This window comes from Pseudomonas sp. Marseille-QA0332 (assembly GCF_054950175.1).
In genome coordinates this window covers 3,318,142-3,341,248 of the sequence record NZ_CM143106.1, presented here as the reverse complement: position 1 = coordinate 3,341,248, position 23,107 = coordinate 3,318,142, and the positions used below count along the sequence as shown (strand labels likewise).

General features: G+C 59.7%; 13 protein-coding genes, 2 tRNA genes and 4 rRNA genes. 8 read left to right on the top strand and 11 right to left on the bottom strand.

The genetic code is table 11. The annotated features are described in order from the left end of the window. Positions 1-61: 61 nt before the first annotated feature. From ACY8GK_RS15375 to ACY8GK_RS15360, 4 genes are all read right to left on the bottom strand, one after another. Positions 62-1,498, bottom strand: a complete 1,437-nt coding sequence (locus ACY8GK_RS15375) for an NAD(P)(+) transhydrogenase (Re/Si-specific) subunit beta (protein ID WP_196181629.1) — start codon at positions 1,496-1,498, stop codon at positions 62-64. Then, positions 1,495-1,815, bottom strand: coding sequence for an NAD(P) transhydrogenase subunit alpha part 2 (locus ACY8GK_RS15370; protein WP_196181630.1), 321 nt, complete (start codon positions 1,813-1,815; stop codon positions 1,495-1,497). Before ACY8GK_RS15370 ends, ACY8GK_RS15375 begins: the two co-directional genes overlap by 4 nt. Positions 1,816-1,826: 11 nt before the next feature. Next, positions 1,827-2,948, bottom strand: coding sequence for a Re/Si-specific NAD(P)(+) transhydrogenase subunit alpha (locus ACY8GK_RS15365; RefSeq protein WP_462401575.1), 1,122 nt, complete (start codon positions 2,946-2,948; stop codon positions 1,827-1,829). Positions 2,949-3,195: 247 nt separating this feature from the next. Then, positions 3,196-4,113, bottom strand: a complete 918-nt coding sequence (locus ACY8GK_RS15360; protein ID WP_196181632.1) for a LysR family transcriptional regulator — start codon at positions 4,111-4,113, stop codon at positions 3,196-3,198. A 158-nt stretch (positions 4,114-4,271) separates the two neighbouring features. Here ACY8GK_RS15360 and ACY8GK_RS15355 point away from each other — a divergent pair, with 158 nt between their 5' ends. From ACY8GK_RS15355 to rrf (ACY8GK_RS15320), 8 genes are all read left to right on the top strand, one after another. Further along, positions 4,272-5,453 carry an acyl-CoA dehydrogenase gene (locus ACY8GK_RS15355; RefSeq protein ID WP_462401574.1) on the top strand — a complete coding sequence of 394 codons (1,182 nt, stop codon included), beginning with the start codon at positions 4,272-4,274 and terminating at the stop codon, positions 5,451-5,453. A gap of 16 nt (positions 5,454-5,469) precedes the next feature. Beyond that, the gene (locus ACY8GK_RS15350) at positions 5,470-6,690 is read left to right on the top strand and encodes a CaiB/BaiF CoA transferase family protein (RefSeq protein WP_462401573.1); all 1,221 of its coding nucleotides are present in this window, start codon (positions 5,470-5,472) and stop codon (positions 6,688-6,690) included. Positions 6,691-7,218: 528 nt separating this feature from the next. Continuing rightward, positions 7,219-8,754, top strand: a 16S ribosomal RNA gene (locus ACY8GK_RS15345). Positions 8,755-8,833: 79 nt separating this feature from the next. After that, positions 8,834-8,910 (top strand) — tRNA-Ile (locus ACY8GK_RS15340). A 6-nt stretch (positions 8,911-8,916) separates the two neighbouring features. After that, a tRNA-Ala gene (locus tag ACY8GK_RS15335) sits at positions 8,917-8,992 on the top strand. 227 nt (positions 8,993-9,219) lie between these two features. Beyond that, positions 9,220-12,111: ribosomal RNA gene (locus ACY8GK_RS15330) — 23S ribosomal RNA — on the top strand. A 123-nt stretch (positions 12,112-12,234) separates the two neighbouring features. Then, positions 12,235-12,350 (top strand): 5S ribosomal RNA (gene rrf / locus ACY8GK_RS15325). A 107-nt stretch (positions 12,351-12,457) separates the two neighbouring features. After that, positions 12,458-12,573: ribosomal RNA gene (rrf, locus tag ACY8GK_RS15320) — 5S ribosomal RNA — on the top strand. The 16S, 23S and 5S rRNA genes sit together here with 2 tRNA genes alongside, the layout of an rRNA operon. A 59-nt stretch (positions 12,574-12,632) precedes the next feature. On the opposite strand, the gene ACY8GK_RS15315 is transcribed toward rrf (ACY8GK_RS15320), so the two are convergent. From ACY8GK_RS15315 to ACY8GK_RS15285, 7 genes are all read right to left on the bottom strand, one after another. Then, entirely contained in the window at positions 12,633-14,987 is a 2,355-nt protein-coding gene (locus ACY8GK_RS15315; RefSeq protein ID WP_462403030.1) for a TonB-dependent siderophore receptor, read from the bottom strand. Positions 14,988-15,193: 206 nt separating this feature from the next. Beyond that, entirely contained in the window at positions 15,194-16,177 is a 984-nt protein-coding gene (locus ACY8GK_RS15310; protein WP_462401572.1) for a FecR domain-containing protein, read from the bottom strand. After that, the gene (locus ACY8GK_RS15305) at positions 16,167-16,670 is read right to left on the bottom strand and encodes a sigma-70 family RNA polymerase sigma factor (RefSeq protein ID WP_196181577.1); all 504 of its coding nucleotides are present in this window, start codon (positions 16,668-16,670) and stop codon (positions 16,167-16,169) included. The genes ACY8GK_RS15310 and ACY8GK_RS15305 overlap by 11 nt, the downstream gene beginning before the upstream one ends. A 137-nt stretch (positions 16,671-16,807) precedes the next feature. Beyond that, a complete protein-coding gene (locus tag ACY8GK_RS15300) occupies positions 16,808-17,275 on the bottom strand; it encodes an SRPBCC family protein (protein WP_462401571.1) in 468 nt (155 codons plus the stop codon). 29 nt (positions 17,276-17,304) lie between these two features. Next, entirely contained in the window at positions 17,305-20,748 is a 3,444-nt protein-coding gene (locus ACY8GK_RS15295; protein WP_462401570.1) for an amino acid adenylation domain-containing protein, read from the bottom strand. A 10-nt stretch (positions 20,749-20,758) separates the two neighbouring features. Beyond that, positions 20,759-21,688 (bottom strand): diiron oxygenase, encoded by a 930-nt coding sequence (locus ACY8GK_RS15290; protein WP_462401569.1) that lies wholly within the window; start codon positions 21,686-21,688, stop codon positions 20,759-20,761. Further along, positions 21,685-22,461 carry a DUF3050 domain-containing protein gene (locus tag ACY8GK_RS15285; protein WP_462401568.1) on the bottom strand — a complete coding sequence of 259 codons (777 nt, stop codon included), beginning with the start codon at positions 22,459-22,461 and terminating at the stop codon, positions 21,685-21,687. The genes ACY8GK_RS15290 and ACY8GK_RS15285 overlap by 4 nt, the downstream gene beginning before the upstream one ends. Positions 22,462-23,107: the final 646 nt, after the last annotated feature.

Here is a 23,107-nt window from a genome sequence, read left to right as displayed (position 1 = left end):
CCGTCCCGCGACCAAGGTCGAATGCCCCGCTCGAAACGCGCCGCCCCGCGCCCCGTGCTGGCTACTCGACGGCCTTGACCATGTCCTCGATCACTTTCTTGGCATCACCGAAGACCATCATGGTCTTGTCCAGATAGAACAGCTCGTTGTCCAGGCCGGCATAGCCGCTGGCCATGGAGCGCTTGTTGACGATGATGGTCTTGGCCTTGAACGCCTCGAGGATGGGCATGCCGGCGATCGGCGACTTGGGATCGTTCTTGGCCGCAGGGTTGACCACGTCGTTGGCGCCAAGCACCAGCACCACGTCGGCCTGGCCGAACTCGGCATTGATGTCTTCCATCTCGAACACCTGGTCGTAGGGCACCTCGGCTTCGGCCAGCAGCACGTTCATGTGTCCAGGCATGCGCCCGGCCACCGGATGGATCGCGTATTTGACGGTAACGCCGTTGTGCGTCAGCTTCTCGGTCAGTTCCTTGAGGGCATGCTGGGCGCGGGCGACCGCCAGGCCATAGCCGGGCACGATGATGACGCTGTCGGCATTGCTCAGCAGGAAGGTGGCATCGTCTGCCGAGCCGGACTTGACCGGACGTTGCTCTTTCGTCCGCTGCGCCGAGCCGGCATCGACATCGCCGCCGAAGCCGCCGAGTATGACGTTGAAGAACGAACGGTTCATGGCCTTGCACATGATGTACGAAAGGATCGCACCGCTGGATCCGACCAGGGAACCGGCGATGATCAGCATCGAGTTGTTCAGCGAGAAGCCGATACCCGCGGCTGCCCAGCCCGAGTAGCTGTTGAGCATGGATACCACCACCGGCATGTCGGCCCCGCCGATCGGAATGATGATGAGTACACCCATGATGAACGCCAGCACGAGCATCAGGGTAAAGGCGCTGTAGTGACCGGTGAAGGTGAACAGCAGGCCCAGGGCGATGGTTGTCAGGCCGAGAATGAGGTTGAGCTTGTGCTGTCCGGCGAACTGCACCGGTGCGCCCTGGAACAGGCGGAACTTGTACTTGCCAGAGAGCTTGCCGAACGCGATCACCGAACCCGAGAAGGTGATCGCCCCGATGGCCGCGCCGAGGAACAGTTCCAGGCGGTTGCCGGTGGGAATCGGATCGCTCATGCTGGCGACGATGCCCAGCGACTGGGGCTCGAGCACTGCCGCGATGGCGATGAATACCGCCGCCAGACCGATCATGCTGTGCATGAAGGCGACCAGTTCGGGCATCTTGGTCATCTCGACGCGCCTGGCCATGATCGAGCCAGCGCTGCCTCCGACCAGCAGGCCGACGATCACATAGCCGATGCCGGCGCTGGCCAGTTCCGCGCCCAGCTTGTAGATGAGGCCGACCGTGGTCAGGATGGCGATACCCATCCCGAGCATGCCGAACAGGTTGCCGCGACGTGACGTGGTGGGGTGCGACAGCCCCTTGAGGGCCTGGATGAAGCACACCGAGGCAACCAGATAGAGAAGCGTGACCAGATTCATGCTCATGGCTGTTTCTGCCCCTCGGCCTTGGTTTTCTTCTTGAACATTTCCAGCATGCGGCGCGTGACCAGGAAGCCGCCGAACACGTTGACCGCGGCCAGGGCCACGGCCAGCGTGCCCATCAGCTTGCCGGCCGGCGTGATGGTCAAGGCGGCGGCGAGCATGGCGCCGACGATCACGATGGCCGAGATCGCATTGGTCACGGCCATCAGTGGCGTATGCAGCGCTGGAGTGACGTTCCAGACGACGTGGTAGCCGACGTAGATGGCCAGCACGAAGATGATCAGGTTGTAGATACCATCGGAAATCAGCATGTCTTGCATTGGCGTGCTCCTTAGCCGTTCTTGCGCACGACTTGTCCGTCGCGGCACATGAGACAGGCCGCGACGATGTCGTCTTCGAGATTGATCAGCAGTTCACCGTCCTTGCCGCACAGCAGTTTCAAGAAGTCCAGCAGGTTGCGTGCATACAGTGCCGAGGCATCGGCTGGCAGTTGCGCCGGCAGATTGGTCGGGCCGACGATGGTCACGCCGTGCTCGACCACGACCTGGTCGGCGACGGTCAGCGGGCAGTTGCCGCCTTGGGCAGCGGCCAGGTCGATCACCACCGAGCCGGGCTTCATCTGCGCGACGGTTTCGGCGCCGAGCAAGATCGGCGCCTTGCGTCCGGGGATCAGCGCGGTGGTGATGACGATATCGGCTTGCCTGGCGCGTTCGTGGACGGCCTGGGCCTGGCGCTGCATCCAGCTGGCCGGCATGGGGCGTGCGTAGCCGCCCACCCCTTCGGCGCACTGGCGCTCTTCATCGGTCTCATAGGGAACGTCGATGAACTTGGCACCAAGCGATTCGATCTGCTCCTTCACCGCCGGGCGTACATCCGAGGCTTCGATGACCGCGCCCAGCCGCTTGGCGGTGGCGATGGCCTGGAGACCGGCCACGCCCGCGCCGAGAACCAGCACGCGAGCGGCCTTCACGGTGCCGGCGGCGGTCATCAGCATCGGCATGAAGCGTGGATAGTGATGTGCCGCCAGCAGCACGGCCTTGTAGCCGGCGATGTTGGCCTGGGACGAGAGCACGTCCAGGCTCTGCGCCCGGGAGGTGCGTGGCGCGGCCTCCAGGGCGAATGCAGTGATGCCGCGTTCGGCCATCTTGCCGATCAGCTCGCTGTCGAAAGGATTGAGCATGCCTACCAGCACGGCGTTGCTGTCGATCTGCGCCAGTTCCTGGTCATCTGGCGCAACCACCTTGAGTATCAGCCGAGCGCCGAAGACATCGGCCGCGCTGCCCAGCAAGGCGCCCGCAGCCTCGTAGGCGCCATCGGGAATGCTCGCCTTGAGCCCTGCCCCGCGCTGCACGGTGACCCGATGGCCTTGTCCGACCAGTTTCTTGATGGTTTCCGGGGTTGCCGCAACCCGCGTCTCACCGTGATGTGTTTCCAGGGGGACACCAATATGCACGACTCTTCTCCTGCGGTGACCTTTTGTAGTTGTGCGTCGCAGTCATGACTTCGCAGCCCGTCAAGCCTGGGCGTTACGGAGAGTAAAAGAAAAAACGGAAATTTTAAGAGCGATAGCGTGATTGCAATCGTGGGCGTCGCAAATGACCGCGAAGCCTTCGCAATCCAGGGCTCAGCTCAGGTTGTACGATGAGTGATGACGTATCTCCGGGCGACTGCATGGCTGATTCCAAGGTGTTTAAAATTGTTTACTGAGCTTTTCCGCCATCGCTGTCCAACCGATATTGGCCGGCTTGTGCGATCAGCCAATCTCGAAACGCCTGCAAGCAAGCCGATTCGATCTTGCGCTCGGGGATCATCAGGTAATACGCCTTGGAGCTGAGCAGGGCATGCTGGTTGGCGATGACCAGCCTGCCTTCTTCGAGATCGCGCTGGATCAGGAAAGGCGGGATCAGCGCGATGCCCATCTCGTGCGTGGCCGCCTGTGCCAGCATCGAGAATAGTTCATAACGCGGGCCTGTCATGTCCAGGGCGACATTCAGGCCCTGGCTGGCGAACCACTGTCGCCAGGCATAGGGGCGCGTAGCTTGCTGCAACAGGCAAAGCTGGCCGATGCATGCGGCGCTCAGCGTTTCGTTTCCTGCCAGCAGGCCAGGGCTGCAGACGGGCAGCGGGCTTTCGCCCATGAGCCGGTAGGCATGGGTGCCTGGCCAGTCGCCGTCGCCAAAATAGACGGCGGCGTCGAAGACGGTATCGGCGAAAAGAAAGGGCCGTGTGCGATTGGTCAGGTTGACCGTGACCTCGGGATGGCGCCTCTGGAAGTCCTTCAGTCGTGGTAGCAGCCACTGGGTGCCGAAGGTCGGCACGACCGCCAGCTCGAGACTGCTGGCGCCCTGCTGGCGCATGACCGACAAGGTATCCCGCTCGACCGCATCCAGTTGCGCCGCCACCTGGCGACTGTACGAGAGGCCAGCTTCGGTGAGTTTCACGCCTCTATGCGTACGACGGAACAGCTCTACATTCAGGAACGACTCCAGGCCGCCAATCTGGCGACACACCGCGCCCTGGGTCAGGGCCAGCTCGTTGGCGGCCTTGGTGAAGCTCTCGTGGCGCGCGGCCGCTTCGAAACAGATCAGTGCGGTAGTACTGGGGATGTTTCGACGCATGTCATGCAACCTCACTATGTAGGCGGGAAAAGCTTGGATTCTAGTCCTTGCGGAGTGAGTGAAGCTCACTCGTGCGTGCGTAATCCTCGTTTGTTCGATACGTCATCCCTCACTAGGATCGATGCAGTTCCTGTTCAACGATACCGAGGACCGTGCCCATGGCCAGCAAGGCAAGCTTCAACTGGATCGACCCGCTGCTGCTCGATCAGCAGCTCACCGACGAAGAACGCATGGTTCGCGATAGCGCCTTCCAGTTCGCCCAGGACAAGTTGGCACCGCGTGTACTGGAAGCGTTCCGCCATGAGCGGACCGATCCTGCCATCTTTCGGGAAATGGGCGAGGTCGGCCTGCTTGGCGCAACCATCCCTGAAGAATATGGTGGCAGCGGGCTCGGCTATGTTTCCTATGGCTTGATCGCCCGGGAAGTGGAGCGCATCGACTCCGGCTATCGTTCGATGATGAGCGTGCAGTCTTCGCTGGTGATGGTGCCCATCCATGAGTTCGGTAGCCCGGAGCAGAAGGAGCGCTACCTGCCGCGACTGGCCAGGGGCGAGTGGATCGGCTGCTTTGGCCTGACCGAGCCGAACCATGGCTCCGATCCCGGATCGATGATCACCCGGGCCAGGCAGGTCGACGGTGGTTATCGTCTTTCCGGTAGCAAGATGTGGATCACCAACAGCCCCATCGCCGATGTGTTCGTCGTCTGGGCCAAGGACGACGCCGGGGACATTCGTGGCTTCATCCTGGAAAAAGGCTGGGAGGGGCTCGCTGCGCCGGCAATTCATGGCAAGGTCGGGCTGCGCGCTTCGATCACGGGTGAAATCGTCATGGACAATGTGTTCGTGCCGCAAGAAAACGTCTTTCCTGAAATCAGGGGGCTCAAGGGGCCGTTCACTTGCCTCAACTCCGCGCGCTATGGCATTTCCTGGGGCGCGCTGGGCGCGGCGGAAGCGTGCTGGCACACCGCTCGGCAATACACCCTGGATCGCCAGCAGTTCGGCCGGCCACTGGCTGCGAACCAGCTCATCCAGAAGAAGCTGGCAGACATGCAGACGGAAATCACCCTTGGCCTACAGGGCTGCCTGCGTCTTGGCCGAATGAAGGACGAAGGGTCGGCAGCCGTGGAGATCACTTCGATGATGAAGCGCAACTCCTGTGGCAAGGCGCTGGACATCGCCCGCATGGCCCGCGACATGCTCGGCGGCAATGGTATCTCCGATGAGTTCGGCGTCGCTCGCCATCTGGTCAACCTCGAGGTGGTGAACACCTATGAAGGCACCCACGACGTGCATGCGCTGATTCTCGGGCGCGCCCAGACAGGGATCCAGGCTTTCTATTGATCGAAGGAGGCGGGACATGGGAGCGCTTTCGCATCTTCGGGTACTGGATCTGTCGCGGGTACTGGCCGGGCCATGGTCAGGGCAGATCCTGGCGGACATGGGGGCAGATGTCATCAAGGTCGAACGGCCCGGCACGGGCGACGACACCAGGGCCTGGGGGCCCCCTTTCCTGAGGGATGCCCAGGGTCGCAGCACGAGCGAGGCGGCTTATTATCTGTGCGCCAACCGCAACAAGCGTTCGGTGACCATCGACTTCACGCGCGCGGAAGGCCAACGCCTGGTGCGTGAACTCGCCGCCAGGTCGGACATCGTTCTCGAGAACTTCAAGGTAGGTGGCCTGACGGCCTATGGCTTGGACTATGAGAGCCTGAAGGCGGAAAACCCGCATCTGATCTATTGTTCGATCACCGGCTTTGGCCAGACCGGTCCCTACGCCAGCCGTGCCGGATACGATTTCCTGATCCAGGGGCTTGGCGGACTCATGAGCGTCACTGGCAGGCCGGACGACGAGACGGGAGCGGGGCCGATCAAGACCGGCGTGGCGCTGACAGACATCCTTACCGGGTTGTATGCAACGGTCGCCATTCTTGCCGCCGTTGCGCACCGCGAGCGCACCGGGGCTGGCCAGCACATCGACATGGCCCTGCTCGATGTCCAGGTGGCCTGTCTGGCAAACCAGGCGATGAATTACCTGGTGACTGGCACTGCACCTCGCCGTCTTGGCAATGCCCATCCCAATATCGTCCCCTATCAGGATTTTCCCACAGCTGACGGGGATATCATTCTTGCCATCGGCAATGACGGTCAGTTCCGCAAGTTCGCCGAAGCGGCTGGACGGCCAGAATGGGCCGAGGATCCACGGTTCGCTGGCAATGCCCAGCGCGTGGCCAATCGCGGCGTCTTGGTCCCGCTGATTCGCCAGGTCACGGTGTTCCGAACCACAGCCGAATGGGTAAGCCTGCTCGAGGCGGTTGGGGTCCCATGTGGGCCTGTCAATGATCTGGCCCAGGTGTTCCAGGACCCTCAGGTAGTGGCGAGGCAGCTGGCGTTGACCCTTGCCCACCCATTGGCGGGCAGCGTTGCGCAAGTGGCCAGCCCGATCCGACTGTCGCGCACACCGGTGGAATACCGCAGGGCGCCTCCGTTGTTGGGGGAGCATACGGACGAAGTGCTAGGGCAGTTATTGGGCCTGAATCAGGAAGCGCTTGGCAGGCTTCGCGCAAGCCAGGTCATCTAGATGTAGAGGAGGTAAGGCTGCGTTGAAACCTTCTTGAAATAAAAGCTTGACGGCCTTTCGAATCCCCTTATAATGCGCACCACTTCCGACGCAGTCGAAACGGAAAACTCCTTGAGAATCAAAGGGTTGGACGGATCAGGCAGGCTCGGGAGGGCTTCGGTCGACTGATCGGCAGCGGTGAACAAGGTGGTTGACAGCAGGTTTCAACGCTGTATGATTCGCCTCCCGCTACGAGCAATCGCCAGCGAGTCAAGTGGTTGAAGTTGAACGAGATTCTCGGCAAATACTTCGAAATAAACGCTTGACAGACGATGAGGACAGCGTAGAATGCGCGGCCTCGGTTGAGACGAAACGCTCTTGGCCAAACGCTCTTTAACAAATCGAATCAAGCAATTCGTGTGGGTGCTTGTGAGTTTGGACTGATAGTCACCAAGATTATCAGCATCACAAGTGACACATGAGCAATCATAGTAGTCATTTGAGATTGCTGAGCCAAGTTTAGGGTTTCTTAAAAACCCAAGCAGTATTGAACTGAAGAGTTTGATCATGGCTCAGATTGAACGCTGGCGGCAGGCCTAACACATGCAAGTCGAGCGGATGACGGGAGCTTGCTCCCGGATTCAGCGGCGGACGGGTGAGTAATGCCTAGGAATCTGCCTGGTAGTGGGGGACAACGTTTCGAAAGGAACGCTAATACCGCATACGTCCTACGGGAGAAAGCAGGGGACCTTCGGGCCTTGCGCTATCAGATGAGCCTAGGTCGGATTAGCTGGTTGGTGAGGTAACGGCTCACCAAGGCGACGATCCGTAACTGGTCTGAGAGGATGATCAGTCACACTGGAACTGAGACACGGTCCAGACTCCTACGGGAGGCAGCAGTGGGGAATATTGGACAATGGGCGAAAGCCTGATCCAGCCATGCCGCGTGTGTGAAGAAGGTCTTCGGATTGTAAAGCACTTTAAGCCGGGAGGAAGGGCTGTAGGCTAATATCCTGCAGTTTTGACGTTACCGGCAGAATAAGCACCGGCTAACTCTGTGCCAGCAGCCGCGGTAATACAGAGGGTGCAAGCGTTAATCGGAATTACTGGGCGTAAAGCGCGCGTAGGTGGTTGATCAAGTTGGATGTGAAAGCCCCGGGCTCAACCTGGGAACTGCATCCAAAACTGGTCGGCTAGAGTACGGTAGAGGGTGGTGGAATTTCCTGTGTAGCGGTGAAATGCGTAGATATAGGAAGGAACACCAGTGGCGAAGGCGACCACCTGGACTGATACTGACACTGAGGTGCGAAAGCGTGGGGAGCAAACAGGATTAGATACCCTGGTAGTCCACGCCGTAAACGATGTCAACTAGCCGTTGGGATCCTTGAGATCTTAGTGGCGCAGCTAACGCATTAAGTTGACCGCCTGGGGAGTACGGCCGCAAGGTTAAAACTCAAATGAATTGACGGGGGCCCGCACAAGCGGTGGAGCATGTGGTTTAATTCGAAGCAACGCGAAGAACCTTACCAGGCCTTGACATGCAGAGAACGCCCCAGAGATGGAGCGGTGCCTTCGGGAACTCTGACACAGGTGCTGCATGGCTGTCGTCAGCTCGTGTCGTGAGATGTTGGGTTAAGTCCCGTAACGAGCGCAACCCTTGTCCTTAGTTACCAGCACCTCGGGTGGGCACTCTAAGGAGACTGCCGGTGACAAACCGGAGGAAGGTGGGGATGACGTCAAGTCATCATGGCCCTTACGGCCTGGGCTACACACGTGCTACAATGGTCGGTACAGAGGGTTGCCAAGCCGCGAGGTGGAGCCAATCTCACAAAACCGATCGTAGTCCGGATCGCAGTCTGCAACTCGACTGCGTGAAGTCGGAATCGCTAGTAATCGCGAATCAGAACGTCGCGGTGAATACGTTCCCGGGCCTTGTACACACCGCCCGTCACACCATGGGAGTGGGTTGCACCAGAAGTAGCTAGTCTAACCTTCGGGAGGACGGTTACCACGGTGTGATTCATGACTGGGGTGAAGTCGTAACAAGGTAGCCGTAGGGGAACCTGCGGCTGGATCACCTCCTTAATCGACGACATCAGCCAGCTGATGAGCCCCCACACGAATTGCTTGATTCCTTGTAGAAGACGATCAAGACCCTGCATATAGGTCTGTAGCTCAGTTGGTTAGAGCGCACCCCTGATAAGGGTGAGGTCGGCAGTTCAAATCTGCCCAGACCTACCAGTTTCTGGGGCCATAGCTCAGCTGGGAGAGCGCCTGCCTTGCACGCAGGAGGTCAGCGGTTCGATCCCGCTTGGCTCCACCACCTTGCCTGTCGTCAGAACCTAGACATGAGTCTTCCTCGTGAAGATTGATGTCTGGCTTTTGTCAGATCGTTCTTTAAAAATTCGGATGTGTGATAGATATAGACTGATGATCCCTTTCACTGGGGGTGATCAGGCTAAGGTAAAATTTGTAAGTGGCTCATGCGAGCCATGCGAATTTTCGGCGAATGTCGTCTTCACAGTATAACCAGATTGCTTGGGGTTATATGGTCAAGTGAAGAAGCGCATACGGTGGATGCCTTGGCAGTCAGAGGCGATGAAAGACGTGGTAGCCTGCGATAAGCTTTGGGGAGTCGGCAAACAGACTGTGATCCAGAGATCTCTGAATGGGGGAACCCAGCCAGCACAAGCTGGTTATCTTGCACTGAATACATAGGTGCAAGAGGCGAACCAGGGGAACTGAAACATCTAAGTACCCTGAGGAATAGAAATCAACCGAGATTCCCTTAGTAGTGGCGAGCGAACGGGGACCAGCCCTTAAGCCGGTTTGAGATTAGTGGAACGCTCTGGAAAGTGCGGCCATAGTGGGTGATAGCCCCGTACACGAAAATCTCTTGCCGGTGAAATCGAGTAGGACGGAGCACGAGAAACTTTGTCTGAACATGGGGGGACCATCCTCCAAGGCTAAATACTACTGACTGACCGATAGTGAACCAGTACCGTGAGGGAAAGGCGAAAAGAACCCCGGAGAGGGGAGTGAAATAGAACCTGAAACCGTATGCGTACAAGCAGTGGGAGCAGCTTCGTGCTGTGACTGCGTACCTTTTGTATAATGGGTCAGCGACTTATATTCAGTGGCAAGCTTAACCGTATAGGGGAGGCGTAGCGAAAGCGAGTCTTAATAGGGCGTCAAGTCGCTGGGTATAGACCCGAAACCGGGCGATCTATCCATGGGCAGGTTGAAGGTTAGGTAACACTGACTGGAGGACCGAACCGACTACCGTTGAAAAGTTAGCGGATGACCTGTGGATCGGAGTGAAAGGCTAATCAAGCTCGGAGATAGCTGGTTCTCCTCGAAAGCTATTTAGGTAGCGCCTCATGTATCACTGCTGGGGGTAGAGCACTGTTTCGGCTAGGGGGTCATCCCGACTTACCAAACCGATGCAAACTCCGAATACCAGCAAGTGCCGAGCATGGGAGACACACGGCGGGTGCTAACGTCCGTCGTGAAAAGGGAAACAACCCAGACCGTCAGCTAAGGTCCCAAAGTCATGGTTAAGTGGGAAACGATGTGGGAAGGCTTAGACAGCTAGGAGGTTGGCTTAGAAGCAGCCATCCTTTAAAGAAAGCGTAATAGCTCACTAGTCGAGTCGGCCTGCGCGGAAGATGTAACGGGGCTCAAACCATGCACCGAAGCTACGGGTGTCACCACCAGGTGACGCGGTAGAGGAGCGTTCTGTAAGCCTGTGAAGGTCAGTCGAGAGGCTGGCTGGAGGTATCAGAAGTGCGAATGCTGACATGAGTAACGACAATGCGAGTGAAAAACTCGCACGCCGAAAGACCAAGGTTTCCTGCGCAACGTTAATCGACGCAGGGTTAGTCGGTCCCTAAGGCGAGGCTGAAGAGCGTAGTCGATGGAAAACAGGTTAATATTCCTGTACTTCCGGTTATTGCGATGGAGGGACGGAGAAGGCTAGGCCAGCTTGGCGTTGGTTGTCCAAGTTTAAGGTGGTAGGCTGGGATCTTAGGCAAATCCGGGATCCCTAGGCCGAGAGCTGATGACGAGTTGCCACTAGGCGACGAAGTGGTTGATGCCAGGCTTCCAGGAAAAGCTCCTAAGCTTCAGATAATCGGGAACCGTACCCCAAACCGACACAGGTGGTTAGGTAGAGAATACCAAGGCGCTTGAGAGAACTCGGGTGAAGGAACTAGGCAAAATGGCACCGTAACTTCGGGAGAAGGTGCGCCGGCGAGGGTCAAGGACTTGCTCCGTAAGCCCATGCCGGTCGAAGATACCAGGCCGCTGCGACTGTTTATTAAAAACACAGCACTCTGCAAACACGAAAGTGGACGTATAGGGTGTGACGCCTGCCCGGTGCCGGAAGGTTAATTGATGGGGTTAGCGCAAGCGAAGCTCTTGATCGAAGCCCCGGTAAACGGCGGCCGTAACTATAACGGTCCTAAGGTAGCGAAATTCCTTGTCGGGTAAGTTCCGACCTGCACGAATGGCGTAACGATGGCGGCGCTGTCTCCACCCGAGACTCAGTGAAATTGAAATCGCTGTGAAGATGCAGTGTATCCGCGGCTAGACGGAAAGACCCCGTGAACCTTTACTATAGCTTTGCACTGGACTTTGAACTTGCTTGTGTAGGATAGGTGGGAGGCTATGAAGCGTGGACGCCAGTCTGCGTGGAGCCATCCTTGAAATACCACCCTGGCAACTTTGAGGTTCTAACTCAGGTCCGTCATCCGGATCGAGGACAGTGTATGGTGGGTAGTTTGACTGGGGCGGTCTCCTCCCAAAGAGTAACGGAGGAGTACGAAGGTGCGCTCAGACCGGTCGGAAATCGGTCGCAGAGTATAAAGGCAAAAGCGCGCTTGACTGCGAGACCCACACGTCGAGCAGGTACGAAAGTAGGTCTTAGTGATCCGGTGGTTCTGTATGGAAGGGCCATCGCTCAACGGATAAAAGGTACTCCGGGGATAACAGGCTGATACCGCCCAAGAGTTCATATCGACGGCGGTGTTTGGCACCTCGATGTCGGCTCATCACATCCTGGGGCTGAAGCCGGTCCCAAGGGTATGGCTGTTCGCCATTTAAAGTGGTACGCGAGCTGGGTTTAGAACGTCGTGAGACAGTTCGGTCCCTATCTGCCGTGGACGTTTGAGATTTGAGAGGGGCTGCTCCTAGTACGAGAGGACCGGAGTGGACGAACCTCTGGTGTTCCGGTTGTCACGCCAGTGGCATTGCCGGGTAGCTATGTTCGGAAGAGATAACCGCTGAAAGCATCTAAGCGGGAAACTTGCCTCAAGATGAGATCTCACTGGAGCCTCGAGCTCCCTGAAGGGCCGTCGAAGACTACGACGTTGATAGGTCGGGTGTGTAAGCGCTGTGAGGCGTTGAGCTAACCGATACTAATGGCCCGTGAGGCTTGACCATATAACACCCAAGCAATCTGCAGCGCAGGTTGCGGTGAGTGAAGACGCAGCACCGAAAATTCGCACCTTGCATCACACATCCGAGTTGGCCGACACGTCCCCTGGACGGATCGGCACCGTTTTTCTTGGCGACCATAGAGCATTGGCACCACCTGATCCCATCCCGAACTCAGCAGTGAAACGATGCATCGCCGATGGTAGTGTGGGGTTTCCCCATGTGAGAGTAGGTCATCGCCAAGATTCATTCCGCAAAACCCCTGACTGCGACCGCAGCCAGGGGTTTTGTCTTTAAGTAGAAACCCAAAATTTCGCAGGTTCGTCGCTCGACGTACCCGCATACCGGATTTCTTGACGACCATAGAGCATTGGCACCACCTGATCCCATCCCGAACTCAGCAGTGAAACGATGCATCGCCGATGGTAGTGTGGGGTTTCCCCATGTGAGAGTAGGTCATCGTCAAGATTCATTCCGCAAAACCCCTATCTGCGAAGGCAGGTAGGGGTTTTGTCTTTTCAGGCCGGCTAGAACGTGTAGCTTGCCGTCGCGCTGACGTTGCGTTCTTCACCCATGTAGCAATAGTTCAGGCTCGCACACGAGGTGATGTAGGTTTCATTGGTCAGGTTGTTGGCATTGAGGCGTATATCCAGCCCCTTCAGGCCAACTTTGCCTAGATCGTAGCCGATGGACGCGTCGAACAGCGTATAGGAAGGCACCTTCATATCGTTCTCGGCATCGACCCAGCTATAGCCTACGTAGCGTACCCCTGCGCCGAGCCGCAAGCCATCGAGCGGCCCGTGGCGGACGTCGTAGTCGGTCCACAGCGAGGCCATTTGCTTCGGCGCCTGGGTCGGTGAATTGCCTTTGTTGTCCAAGCCAGGAACTACAAGGCTGGGCATGCTCTTCGAGTATTCGATGTCAGTGAAGGTATACCCCGCCAGCAGCTTCAGGTTGTCGGTCAGCTGCATATGGGCCTCGAGTTCCAGGCCTTGCGAGCGAACCTCACCTACCGCGCGGTAGAACTCTTCATTCGGTTGCTTGGAGGCGAGGTTCTCCTGTTCGATACGGAACACGGAAGCTGTGAACAGGTTGTCGGTACCCGGCGGCTGGTATTTGACCCCGACCTCCCATTGCGTACCTTCGGTCGGTGCAAGCGGGCGGCCTTCCTGGTCCGATACTGTATTCGGATTGAAAGACTCCGAATAGCTGGCATAAGGCGCGATGCCATTATCGAACAGATACAGCATCCCGGCACGAGCGGTGGACTTGCCACGGTCGTCGCTGATCTTCGAATCGGTATCACGGTTCTCTTCCGATACCTTCACCCAGTCCTGACGCACGCCCAGCGAGAAGCGCCATTGATCAAGCTCAACCAGATCCTGGACGTATGCCCCCGTCTGCTGCAAACGGCGCAAGTAATGATTTTCACCGGTGATCCGCAGGTTGCCATCACCATACCGGGGGTTTCCCGCATCCAGCGGATCGACCACACCATAGCGCCAGTCTACCGCGGCCTTGCGCCGCTGATAGTCGACGCCAATCAGCACGGTATGCTTTGCGGCGCCGGTGAACAGCTCGGCTTGCAGCATGTTGTCGACGATGAATGAATGCAGCCGCTCATCCCCACCGGTATACGCCCGATTGAGCAGATTGCTTCCCGCATCGGCCCAGCCGGCCGAGTACACCTGGTCCATGGACACATCCGAATCCTGGTAGCGGAAGTTCTGGCGAGCCGTAAGCATGTCATTGAAGCGGTGTTCGAACTGATAGCTGAACGACTGCTGGGTGCGCTCGTATCGATCGATGCCCGGTTCACCTTCGAAGAAGTGATCCGAAAGACGCAACCCGTTGCGTGGGTGCAGCATTCCGAATGCCGGATTACCGCCGTGGTAGCCGCCGTCCGGGTCGTGTTGCAGATAAGCCTGCAGTGTGAGCGAAGTGTCTTCGGAAAAGTCGATGCTGACAGCCGGCGCTATTGCATAGCGTTCTTCCTCGGCATGGTCGAACTGAGTATCGGAACTGTCCGCCAGCCCAGTCAGACGATAGGCCACACGCTTGTCATCATCCAGGGGGCCGCTGAAGTCGAAGCCCAGCCCCCGTTGACCTTGCGTGCCTACCATGGCCTGGACCTGGCGATAGTTATCGAACAGCGGCTTCTTACTGGTCAGGGCCACCAGGCCGCCAGGCGAGCTGCGACCATAGAGCACGGAGGAGGGACCCTTGAGGATATCGATACGCTCCAGGAAATAAGGATCGACCTGCATCGTGCTGTAGGTACCGTTATCCCCCATGGATTTCAGACCATCGAGGTAGATGTTGTCGACCGAGCCGTCGTTGAAGCCACGCATCGCCACGTAATCGTAGCGATGCGTGGCTCCATAGGGGCTGGTCATGACACCAGGTGTATAACGCATCGCCTGGGCTACCGTCTGCGCGCCTTGGTCATCCATCTGCTGACGCGTCACGACCGAGACCGACTGGGAGGTTTCGAGCAAGGCGGTACTGGTCTTCGTCGCGACCTGGCTATGGGTGGCGTTGTAGCCTTCCATGCTGCCCAGAGCGTTGCCAAGCGTGAAGCCGCGCACCTCGACGCTTGGCAAGGCCAATGCGCTTTCTTCGGAGCGAGCTTGCAGAACATAGATACGACCGTCCTGGCTGACAGCCTCGACCCCGCTGCCCTGAAGCAAGTAGTGCAATGCCTGATCGATGGAATAGTCGCCTTGCAGTCCAGGTGAGCTGATGCCCTGGGTCAGCTGCGGCGTGCCGGACAGGGTGATTCCGGACTTGCGGGCGAACTGGTTGAGCACATCGTCCAGCTTGCCGGGTGGAATGGCATAGGAATGGTCGAGCGAGGCCGATTCGGCCGCCTGGGTGACCATTGGCAAACCCTGAAGACCGATGGCAGCCCCGAAGATCGCGGCGCGTATGGCACTGCCGAGACTGGCTGGGCAAGACTCGGGCAGAGAGGGCTCATTATGCTGCAAGGGCAGCGCAGGCAAAGCGTTCGGCATGAAGGCAGTCCGTGATCCGTGGAGGAAAGAGGTTCCTGTCCTAGCCGGATTACAGCCAAAAACCCGCCAGAAAATCAGGCCGAACGCTCGACCCGCACCCACCAGCGGGTGCGGTAGCTGATCTGGACCGGCAGCGTGCGAGGTAGCACGGCCAGCAGCGCGTCGGTGTCTTCCAGGCGGTACACGCCGGAAAGACGCAGGTCGGCGATGTCCTGGCTGCAGCCCAGGTAGCCGTGCCTGTAGCGGCTGACCTGGGCGAGAAAGTCCTCCAGGCGCATGTCGCGCGTGACGATCAGGCCCTCGATCCAGGCCGCGCCATCCATGTCGAGTCGTTCCAGCCGGTATGCACCTCGGGCATCCAGGCGCCAGGACTGGCCTGGCGACCACCAGAGCAGCGGTTGATCGCTGCCACGCCGGGCGGCCATCTGGCCTTCGAGGACGGTGACCTGCGTGCAATCCTGTTCCTGGCGCACCACGAAGCGTCCAGCGAAACCTTGCAGCAGCGCGTCATGGCTTGCGACCAGCAAAGGCTGCAGCTCATCGCTCGTCGTGCGGCAGTCCAGCATCATTTCGCCCCGCCTCAGCCGGATCACCCGCTGCCGGCCAGTGTAGGTCAGCTGCGCTGCGCTTCGCGTATTGAGCTGCAGTACGGCGCCATCTGGCAGGACGAAGCGGCGACGTTCGCCCGTTGCGCTGGCATAATCCGAAGTCCAGGCATCCAGTACCTGCAGATCCTTGCCCAGCCAGGCAGCCGATCCAAGCAGCAGAGTCCCGCCAAGCAGTTTCAACGCCTGCCTTCGACGCAGCCGTCGACTTCCTCCATCCAGAACGCGCAAGGCCGCGCTGGAGCCTGGAATGTCTCGCAGGTCGAATTCCTGTTCGAGTTCGCTGATACGCTGCCAAGCCAGTTCGTGCTGGTGATGAGCCATACGCCAGCGCGCGCACTGGGCCTGCAAGCGTGGATCGTCCTCGTGCTTGCGCAGCTTGAGCATCCATTGGATCGCTTGCCTGACCACTTGTGGCGCAGGTGGCTCGTCGGCGATCGACTCAGGCTTCATCGCTGTAGCGCAGTAGGTAGCAATGGTAGAGCGCATCGGCGACATAACGCTCTACCGAGCGCAGGGATATGCCCATCTGCGCAGCGATTTCCCTATGACTCAGGCCCTCGCATTGGGCCAGCAGGAAAGCCCGCCGCACTTTCGGCTTGAGGCCATCGAGCATACGGTCGATACGCTCGAGCAGCTCCAGCAGCACTTCGCGCGTCTCGACGCACGGAACCTGGGCTGGCGGCAGGTTGGCCAGCGCCTCGAGGTAAGCGCGTCGCAGCTCCTCGCGGCGCCAGTGGTCGATCACCAGGCCACGGGCCACCGTGCGCAGGAAGGCTCGCGGCGCCGCGAGTTCAGGCTGGTCTCGATGCTGCAGCAGGCGCAGGAAAGTATCGTGCGCCAGATCGGCGGCATCGGCGGCACTGCTCAGCTGACTGCGCAGCCAACTGTGCAGCCAGCCATGGTGTTCGCTGTACAACGCACACACGGAATCTTGAGAGGGCATGGTGACGTGTCACGCTCAGGGCATGAATGATAATTAGTCTCATTGTTGGCTTCGGCAAAATATTTTGCAACCTTCGCAACGGCAACCAACGGCCCGGCACATCAGGACGACGCACCGGGCCGGCGAGGCTCGAGCTGTCAGCCGAGCAGATTGCGTACGTTGTTCATCGCATCATCGGCGAACTGCTGCAGGAAGGCCTGGAAACCAGGCATGGCTTCCTGCCCACCCTGCCAAGGTTCTGCCTGGATGGTCCAGGTCACGCGGCTGCGCCCATCATCGAGTGCCTCGACCTGCATGGCGGCCCAGAGATTGCCAATGTTCAGGCTGGTGTAGATCAAGCTCCAGGTCATGCACATGGCCTGTTCGTCACGACTGTTGAGCTGTTCGATCACCACGTTGCCGTCCTTGAACAGCTTCTTGCGGACCGATCGCACACCGGCCCCCGTCATTTCGATATGGGCCAGTGCCGGTATGAATACCGGGAAGCCCGCGAAGTTGCCGACAATGTTCCAGGCTTCGCCCGCGGCTGCGGCCACCTCGACGCTGGAGACTACCTGGCAACCTTGTGGGTTGCGGATGAGGGTATCAGGCTTGAGTGCTTGCATGATTGACGCTCCTTCTTTGGGTGATGGATTCAGATGAAGCCGATGTCGCTCAGGTACTGGCAGCCGCGCTGCAACAGGGCAGGCGTCTTGGCCGGATAGTGCTCGCCCATGTTTTCCACGCCGGCGCGGGCATTGCGATGCGCTATGCACGAGATATCGCCTATGTCTTCCTCGAAGCCGTCCAGGTAGAAGCCCAGGACGTCGAACAGCGCATTGTCACGACCGACCTTGCCGAGCTGGCGCTGCCAATCGGCGACCTCGACCACCTCGAAGGTGTGGCCTTGTTCGCGGAAGGCGTCCAGGTATCGCTCCCAGCGCAGCGGTTGTGGATTGTGCAGATTGAAGACACAGGCCTGCGGCTGATGCCGGCTAGCGTGGAAGGCGATGAAGCGAGCCAGGAAGTCCACTGGCATCAGGTCGAAGTCGATGTCCAGGCGGGGCAGTTGGCCCAGTTGCAGCGATCCCTTGAGCATCAGCATCAGACGGTTGCGCCCCGGCTGGCTGATGCCGGTACGGCTGTCGAAGGTGATGTTGCCCGGGCGGAACAGGTTGACCCGCACACCTTGGGCGCGAGCCCGTGCCAGGATGCGTTCGCCAACCCACTTGCTCAGGTTGTAGCCATTGCGGATGTAGACCGGTGGCGTCGCCACGGGGTCTTCTTCCAGCACCTGCCCCTGGCCGTCCAAGGCACTGCAGGCCGACAGCGTGGAGACGAAGTTGAAGATCTTCTTGCGCTCGCCCTCGCACAAGCGCAGGCATTCGAACAACGGCTCGACGTTGTCCTTGGCCAAGGACGGATAGTCCAGCACATGGTTGACGTGAGCGGCGTTGTGCAGCAGGACGCCGAAGTGCGCATCGAGATAGCGGTAGTCCGTCTCGGACAAGCCAAGCCTTGGGCGACACAGGTCCGCCTCGAAGACTTTCACCCTGGCCAGGTCCAGTTCGATACGGTTCTCCTGCATGGCTTGCGCAAAGCGCTGTGCAGCGTCCTGCTCCGTGCCGCGGCGTACCAGGCATGCCACTTCCGTTGCGCCCCAGTCGAGCAGGGCCTCCACCAGGTGGATGCCAAGGAAGCTGTTGGCCCCCGTGACGATGACCCTGTGGACGTCGCCCATGCAGCCCAATGGACGTACCTGCAGGTCAAGATCACGCTGGGCATCCTGTTCCAGTTGAGCGAGCAGGTCGTGCGCGGCGTCGTCCCTACCGTCGAGCAATGCACCCAAGTGGCGCAAGGTCGGCCGCTCGATGAAGCGATTGATCGTCACGCCTCGTCCGAATCGCTCACGCAGTTCCAGCAGCAGTCGCGACAGCAGGATCGAATGCCCGCCCAGGTCGAAGAAACTGTCGTCGATGCAGATGGCCTGTTCAGGCAGCTCCAGCAATTGGCTCCAGAGCTGGCAGAGGCGCTGCTCGGTCGATGTCCGTGCATGCATGCGCGGGCGGCTTGGCAGCGCCAGCGGCCGAGCCAGCAGTGCCTGGCGATCGAGCTTGCCATTGGTGGTACCGGGCAGTTGCTCCAGTTCCTGGTAGAAGACGGGCTGCATGTAGTCAGGCAACAGGCGTCGGGCATGTTCGCGCAATGCCTGTCCCGCCTGCTCGCTCAGCGGCCGGGCGACGAAGGCCAGGACCCGGCGCTGCTCATCGATGACCACCGCCACCTGGCCGTACGAGCGGCTTTCGCGCAGGCAATGCTCGATCTCCTCGGGTTCGACGCGAAAGCCGCGGATCTTCACCTGGTTGTCCCGGCGACCGCACAGCTCGATGCCGTCCGCGGTCCACTTGCCCATGTCACCGGTACGATAGGCGCGCACCCGCTGGCCATCCGGCAATGTCAGGTTGACGAACCGCTGCGCGGTCAGCTCGGGCTTGTTCAAGTAGCCGAGGCCGACCCCAGGTCCGACGATGTACAGTTCGCCCGGAACCTGGTCCGCCGTCGGTTGCAAGTCGTCGTCGACGATCAGTACCTGGGTGTTGGCGATTGGCCGGCCCAGGTTTCGGACATTGTCGCCAGGCGCGAACAGGCGGGTGGTCGCCAATACTGTCGTTTCGGTCGGCCCATAGATGTTGTGCATCTGGCACTGGCCGGCCAGACGGGCCACCACCTGAGGCTCGCAGACATCGCCACCGGTCACCAGGTGGGCCAAGCCAAGGTGTTGCGCCGCAGGCAAGACGCTTAGCAGCGCTGGCGGCAGGAAGGCATGGCTCACCTCCCGACGGTGCATCAGCGTGACCAGCGCCTCTGGGTCGCGTCGCTGCGTCTCGTCGGGTATCACCAGCGTAGCGCCCTGGACGAAGGTCGGCAGGATGTCCAGCAACGAAGCGTCGAAGCCGATGGTCGAGAACTGCAACACCCGGCTGTTGCGGTCCAGCTGGACATGCTCGGCGTACCAGTTCACGAAATGTGCCAGGTTGCCTTGACTGAGCAGGACGCCCTTGGGCTGGCCGGTGGTTCCCGAGGTGTAGATGACCACGCAAGGCTGGCCCGCATCGGCTTGGCCAACCGATAAGCCAGGTAACGATCCGTCCACGGCAGCTGCCAGCTCGCGCACATCGAGCGATGGCATCTCCAATGTCGCCTGGCCGTCGTGCAAGAGCACACCGGCCGAGGCGTCCTGAAGAATGTGTCGAAGCCGTGATGCAGGCGTTGCCGGGTCCAGCGGCAGATAGACGGCGCCGCATCCGAGTACGGCGAGCATGCTGGCGTACAGGTCCGGCGACTTGCCCATGCATACCGCGACTACTGGCCTGTCATCCTTGCCGGCAGGCAGCAAAGGCTGCAAGGCACGCTGGATGGCCACGGCCTGGGCATGCAGCTGCCGGTAGGTCCGACACTGCCCATCCAGGACGAGCGCTGGCCGATCGGCGTAGGTATGCAGCGCATGGTCGAGCATCCCAGGCAGAGCGCGCCGTGTCGCGCCGAGCAGGTCGGCACGCGTGGTCTGGTTGAATACATGGGCGAAGGCGAGCGTCTCCAGCCAATCCAGGCCATGCTCGTGGTCATGGCCACCGGCACTGATGCAAGGCGCTTCGCCAAGTGCCTGTGGAGAGCGGGAAAAGCGCGCCACGAGCGAGGCGAGCATATCGAGGAGGGTGTCCATGGCCTGTTCGCGCAACTGCTGGCCGTTCACCGATGCTGCCGGAACCGGCACTGCGCTGCGTTCGATCAGGCGCTGAGCTCGCAAGTCGCCGCTCCAGCACAACACGTCCAGCCTGGGCAGGGTCGGTGTCGTGCTGGCGCCCATGCGCAGCCCCAGTATCGGCGTGTCGCGCGGCAGTCGCTGCTGCAACTCCGCCAGCGGCAGGCTGCCATCCTCGATCACCAGACCAGTCCCAGCCCGGCCTGCCAGGCGCAGGTCATCCAGCGCGTCGAGGGCGTCGGCATGGCATACCCCGTGCCCATGGTCTTCGAACAATCCGGCCAGGCGCTTCAAGGCGCCGCTGCGGCCAATCAACAGTATGTCGAGGCGTCTCATGGCGTGTTCCTTAAGGAAGATAGCCGCGCAGCGCCTGCTGCACGCAAGATGAGTCGAGCATCGAGCTGCTGCGCAGGAAGCGCAGGATGTTGCCGAGCAGCGGATGCTGGTGATTGATCGGATAGGCCATGGCGCGGACTTCCTCGCGCAAGGCCTGGCGTACAGGCGTCGCCACCGGCAGGGCATCGACCAGGCGCGAGTCGAAGTCCTGCTGGATGTCGCTGGTCAAGTACTGGGCCAGGAACATGGGGAGTACCTGGGCAATGGCCTGGCGTTCATCCTCGGGAGCCGCTTGCCAGTAGATCCGGGTCAGTCGCGCCCAGAAGCTGGAATGGCGACCCTCGTCGAGCAGGTGATCGGTCATCAGCCCCTTGACCGAAGGCTTGACGCTGTCGTCGCGAGCGAAGGCAGCGACATCGTCCGTCAGCGTGTTCTCGGCAATACCGACGCAGACCAGCTCCAACGCATCGCGCAGGTGCGGCGGGACCTGTTCGAGCGCGGCCGGGATGGCGCGGCTGAGCTCGATTTCCCCAGGCAGCTCGAGCGGTTCGATACCCGTCAGGGCGATGGTCTGCTGGAGGAAATCCATGGCGACCAGCGCGTGATAATCCTCGTCCACCACGACGGTCATGGCGTCGTAGCGGCAAGCGAAAGGAAAGCGAATGGCGAAACGGTCCTTGGCGATCCGCCTGGCGGTGCGGTCGACGATCTCGGTTTCGAAGATCACCACGTCATTGATGAACTTGTAGAGACTCTGCACCAGCACGAAGTCGCGCAGCTCGGGACACTCGCGCTGGAAGGTCTCGCCTAGGACCAAGGGCTGGCGGCTCAGCGGATAGATCAGCCGCTGGTCATCCTCCACCAGCCGCCGTGGTCGGGTGCGAATGGTCGCGCGCGCTTCCCAGGTGTCGGCGAAGGAACGATAGTCGCGCGCGTTCATGAGGCCACCTCGACGGCTTCCACGCGCAGGGTGTCGCGCAACTGATCCCAGAGCCTCATGCGGCTGTCGATCGCCGCCAGCGCCGCCTGGCATACCTCTTGCGCGCGTAGCGCATCGCCATCCACCAGGCGGGCCAGCAGCTGTTCTGCTGCAGGGCCGTGGTCCTCGGAATCGACTTCGATATGGCGCTGCAGATAGTAGCGGAAGGTAGGCGCCTGCTGTGTGCCAATGCCCCATTCATCGAGGATCTGCTGGAACATCGTGGGTATGACGCTTTCCCGGCCATGCAGGAAGGCTGCGGCCACTTGATGGGCCGGCGCTTCGAGCGCCACGGCCAAGGTGTCCTTGACGAACAGGCTCGCGGCCTGGCTGGCGCCAGAACGCTCGAGCGCGATGTGATGGTCGACGCCTTGCTGCTGAAGCTCGATGAACTGGTCGATGGCTCGCGTGCTGGCACCGACTTCGCGCATGGCGTCCAGGTACAACTCGAAGTGACTGTAGTGGCCATGTTCGAGCCGATCATCGCTTTCTTCGCCAAGCACGATTTCATTGATCAGCCGTGCGGCGGCCGGATCCCGGGGAGGAAGCCAGGGCAGCTTCACGCAGGTGAGTTCCTGTTGCAGTCGCTTGGTCAGCGACATGAAATCCCAGACGGCAAATACATGGGTTTCCATGAAACAGCGCAGGGTGCTCAGCGAGCGGATTTCGGAAAACAGCGGATGACTGGAAAGTTCTAACTTGCGTGCGGCAAGCCGGTTGTTCGAAAGGTCCATGAAGCACTCCTCGTTTCAGTGGGTCGGTTCAAAGTGGCGGCCTCGTTGATCCTGGACTTTCTTCGGGGCGAACGAAGGCTCCGAAGGCAGAGCCGGATCAAACTTTCGAGAACGGTCGACACATGTGAGTTTTGCCATGTAGCCCAGCGTTTGCGCAGGCCAGCGCTGTCGACGGGGTAGAAGTTAGAACAGCCTTAAAGTTGTTGGCAACTCTTTTGTTTATTATTTTAAAAGTTATGATTTTTCGATATGAAAGTGTCGCGCTAAAACTTGATTCAAAGTTTTATCGGGGATGAGCGTGCTCCTTTCGATCATCAATGATCAAAAACAAGTCATGGATGAATGCTTCACCCGAGCACGAACAAGCGGAGGTGGGTTCGAGTTTGGATATTCAGGGCGGCTGATCGGTGCGCGGTCCCATTGCCCGGTGGCAGACTCCTTCTGCAGGTTTGGAAAGCGGTCGACCAGGCCCGCCCTTTCGGCGATCAGCAGTCGTACCTGGGACAAGAGTGTGCTTGATTGTTCATTACCGCCATGGGCAAACGTCCAGCATCGTGTCGAGAGGGCGCTTGGCTGGCATAGACACTGACCGTCCGGTGCGCCGCGGGACTTGCTCAGCAAAGGCTGGGTCGTTTGCAAGGGCTCG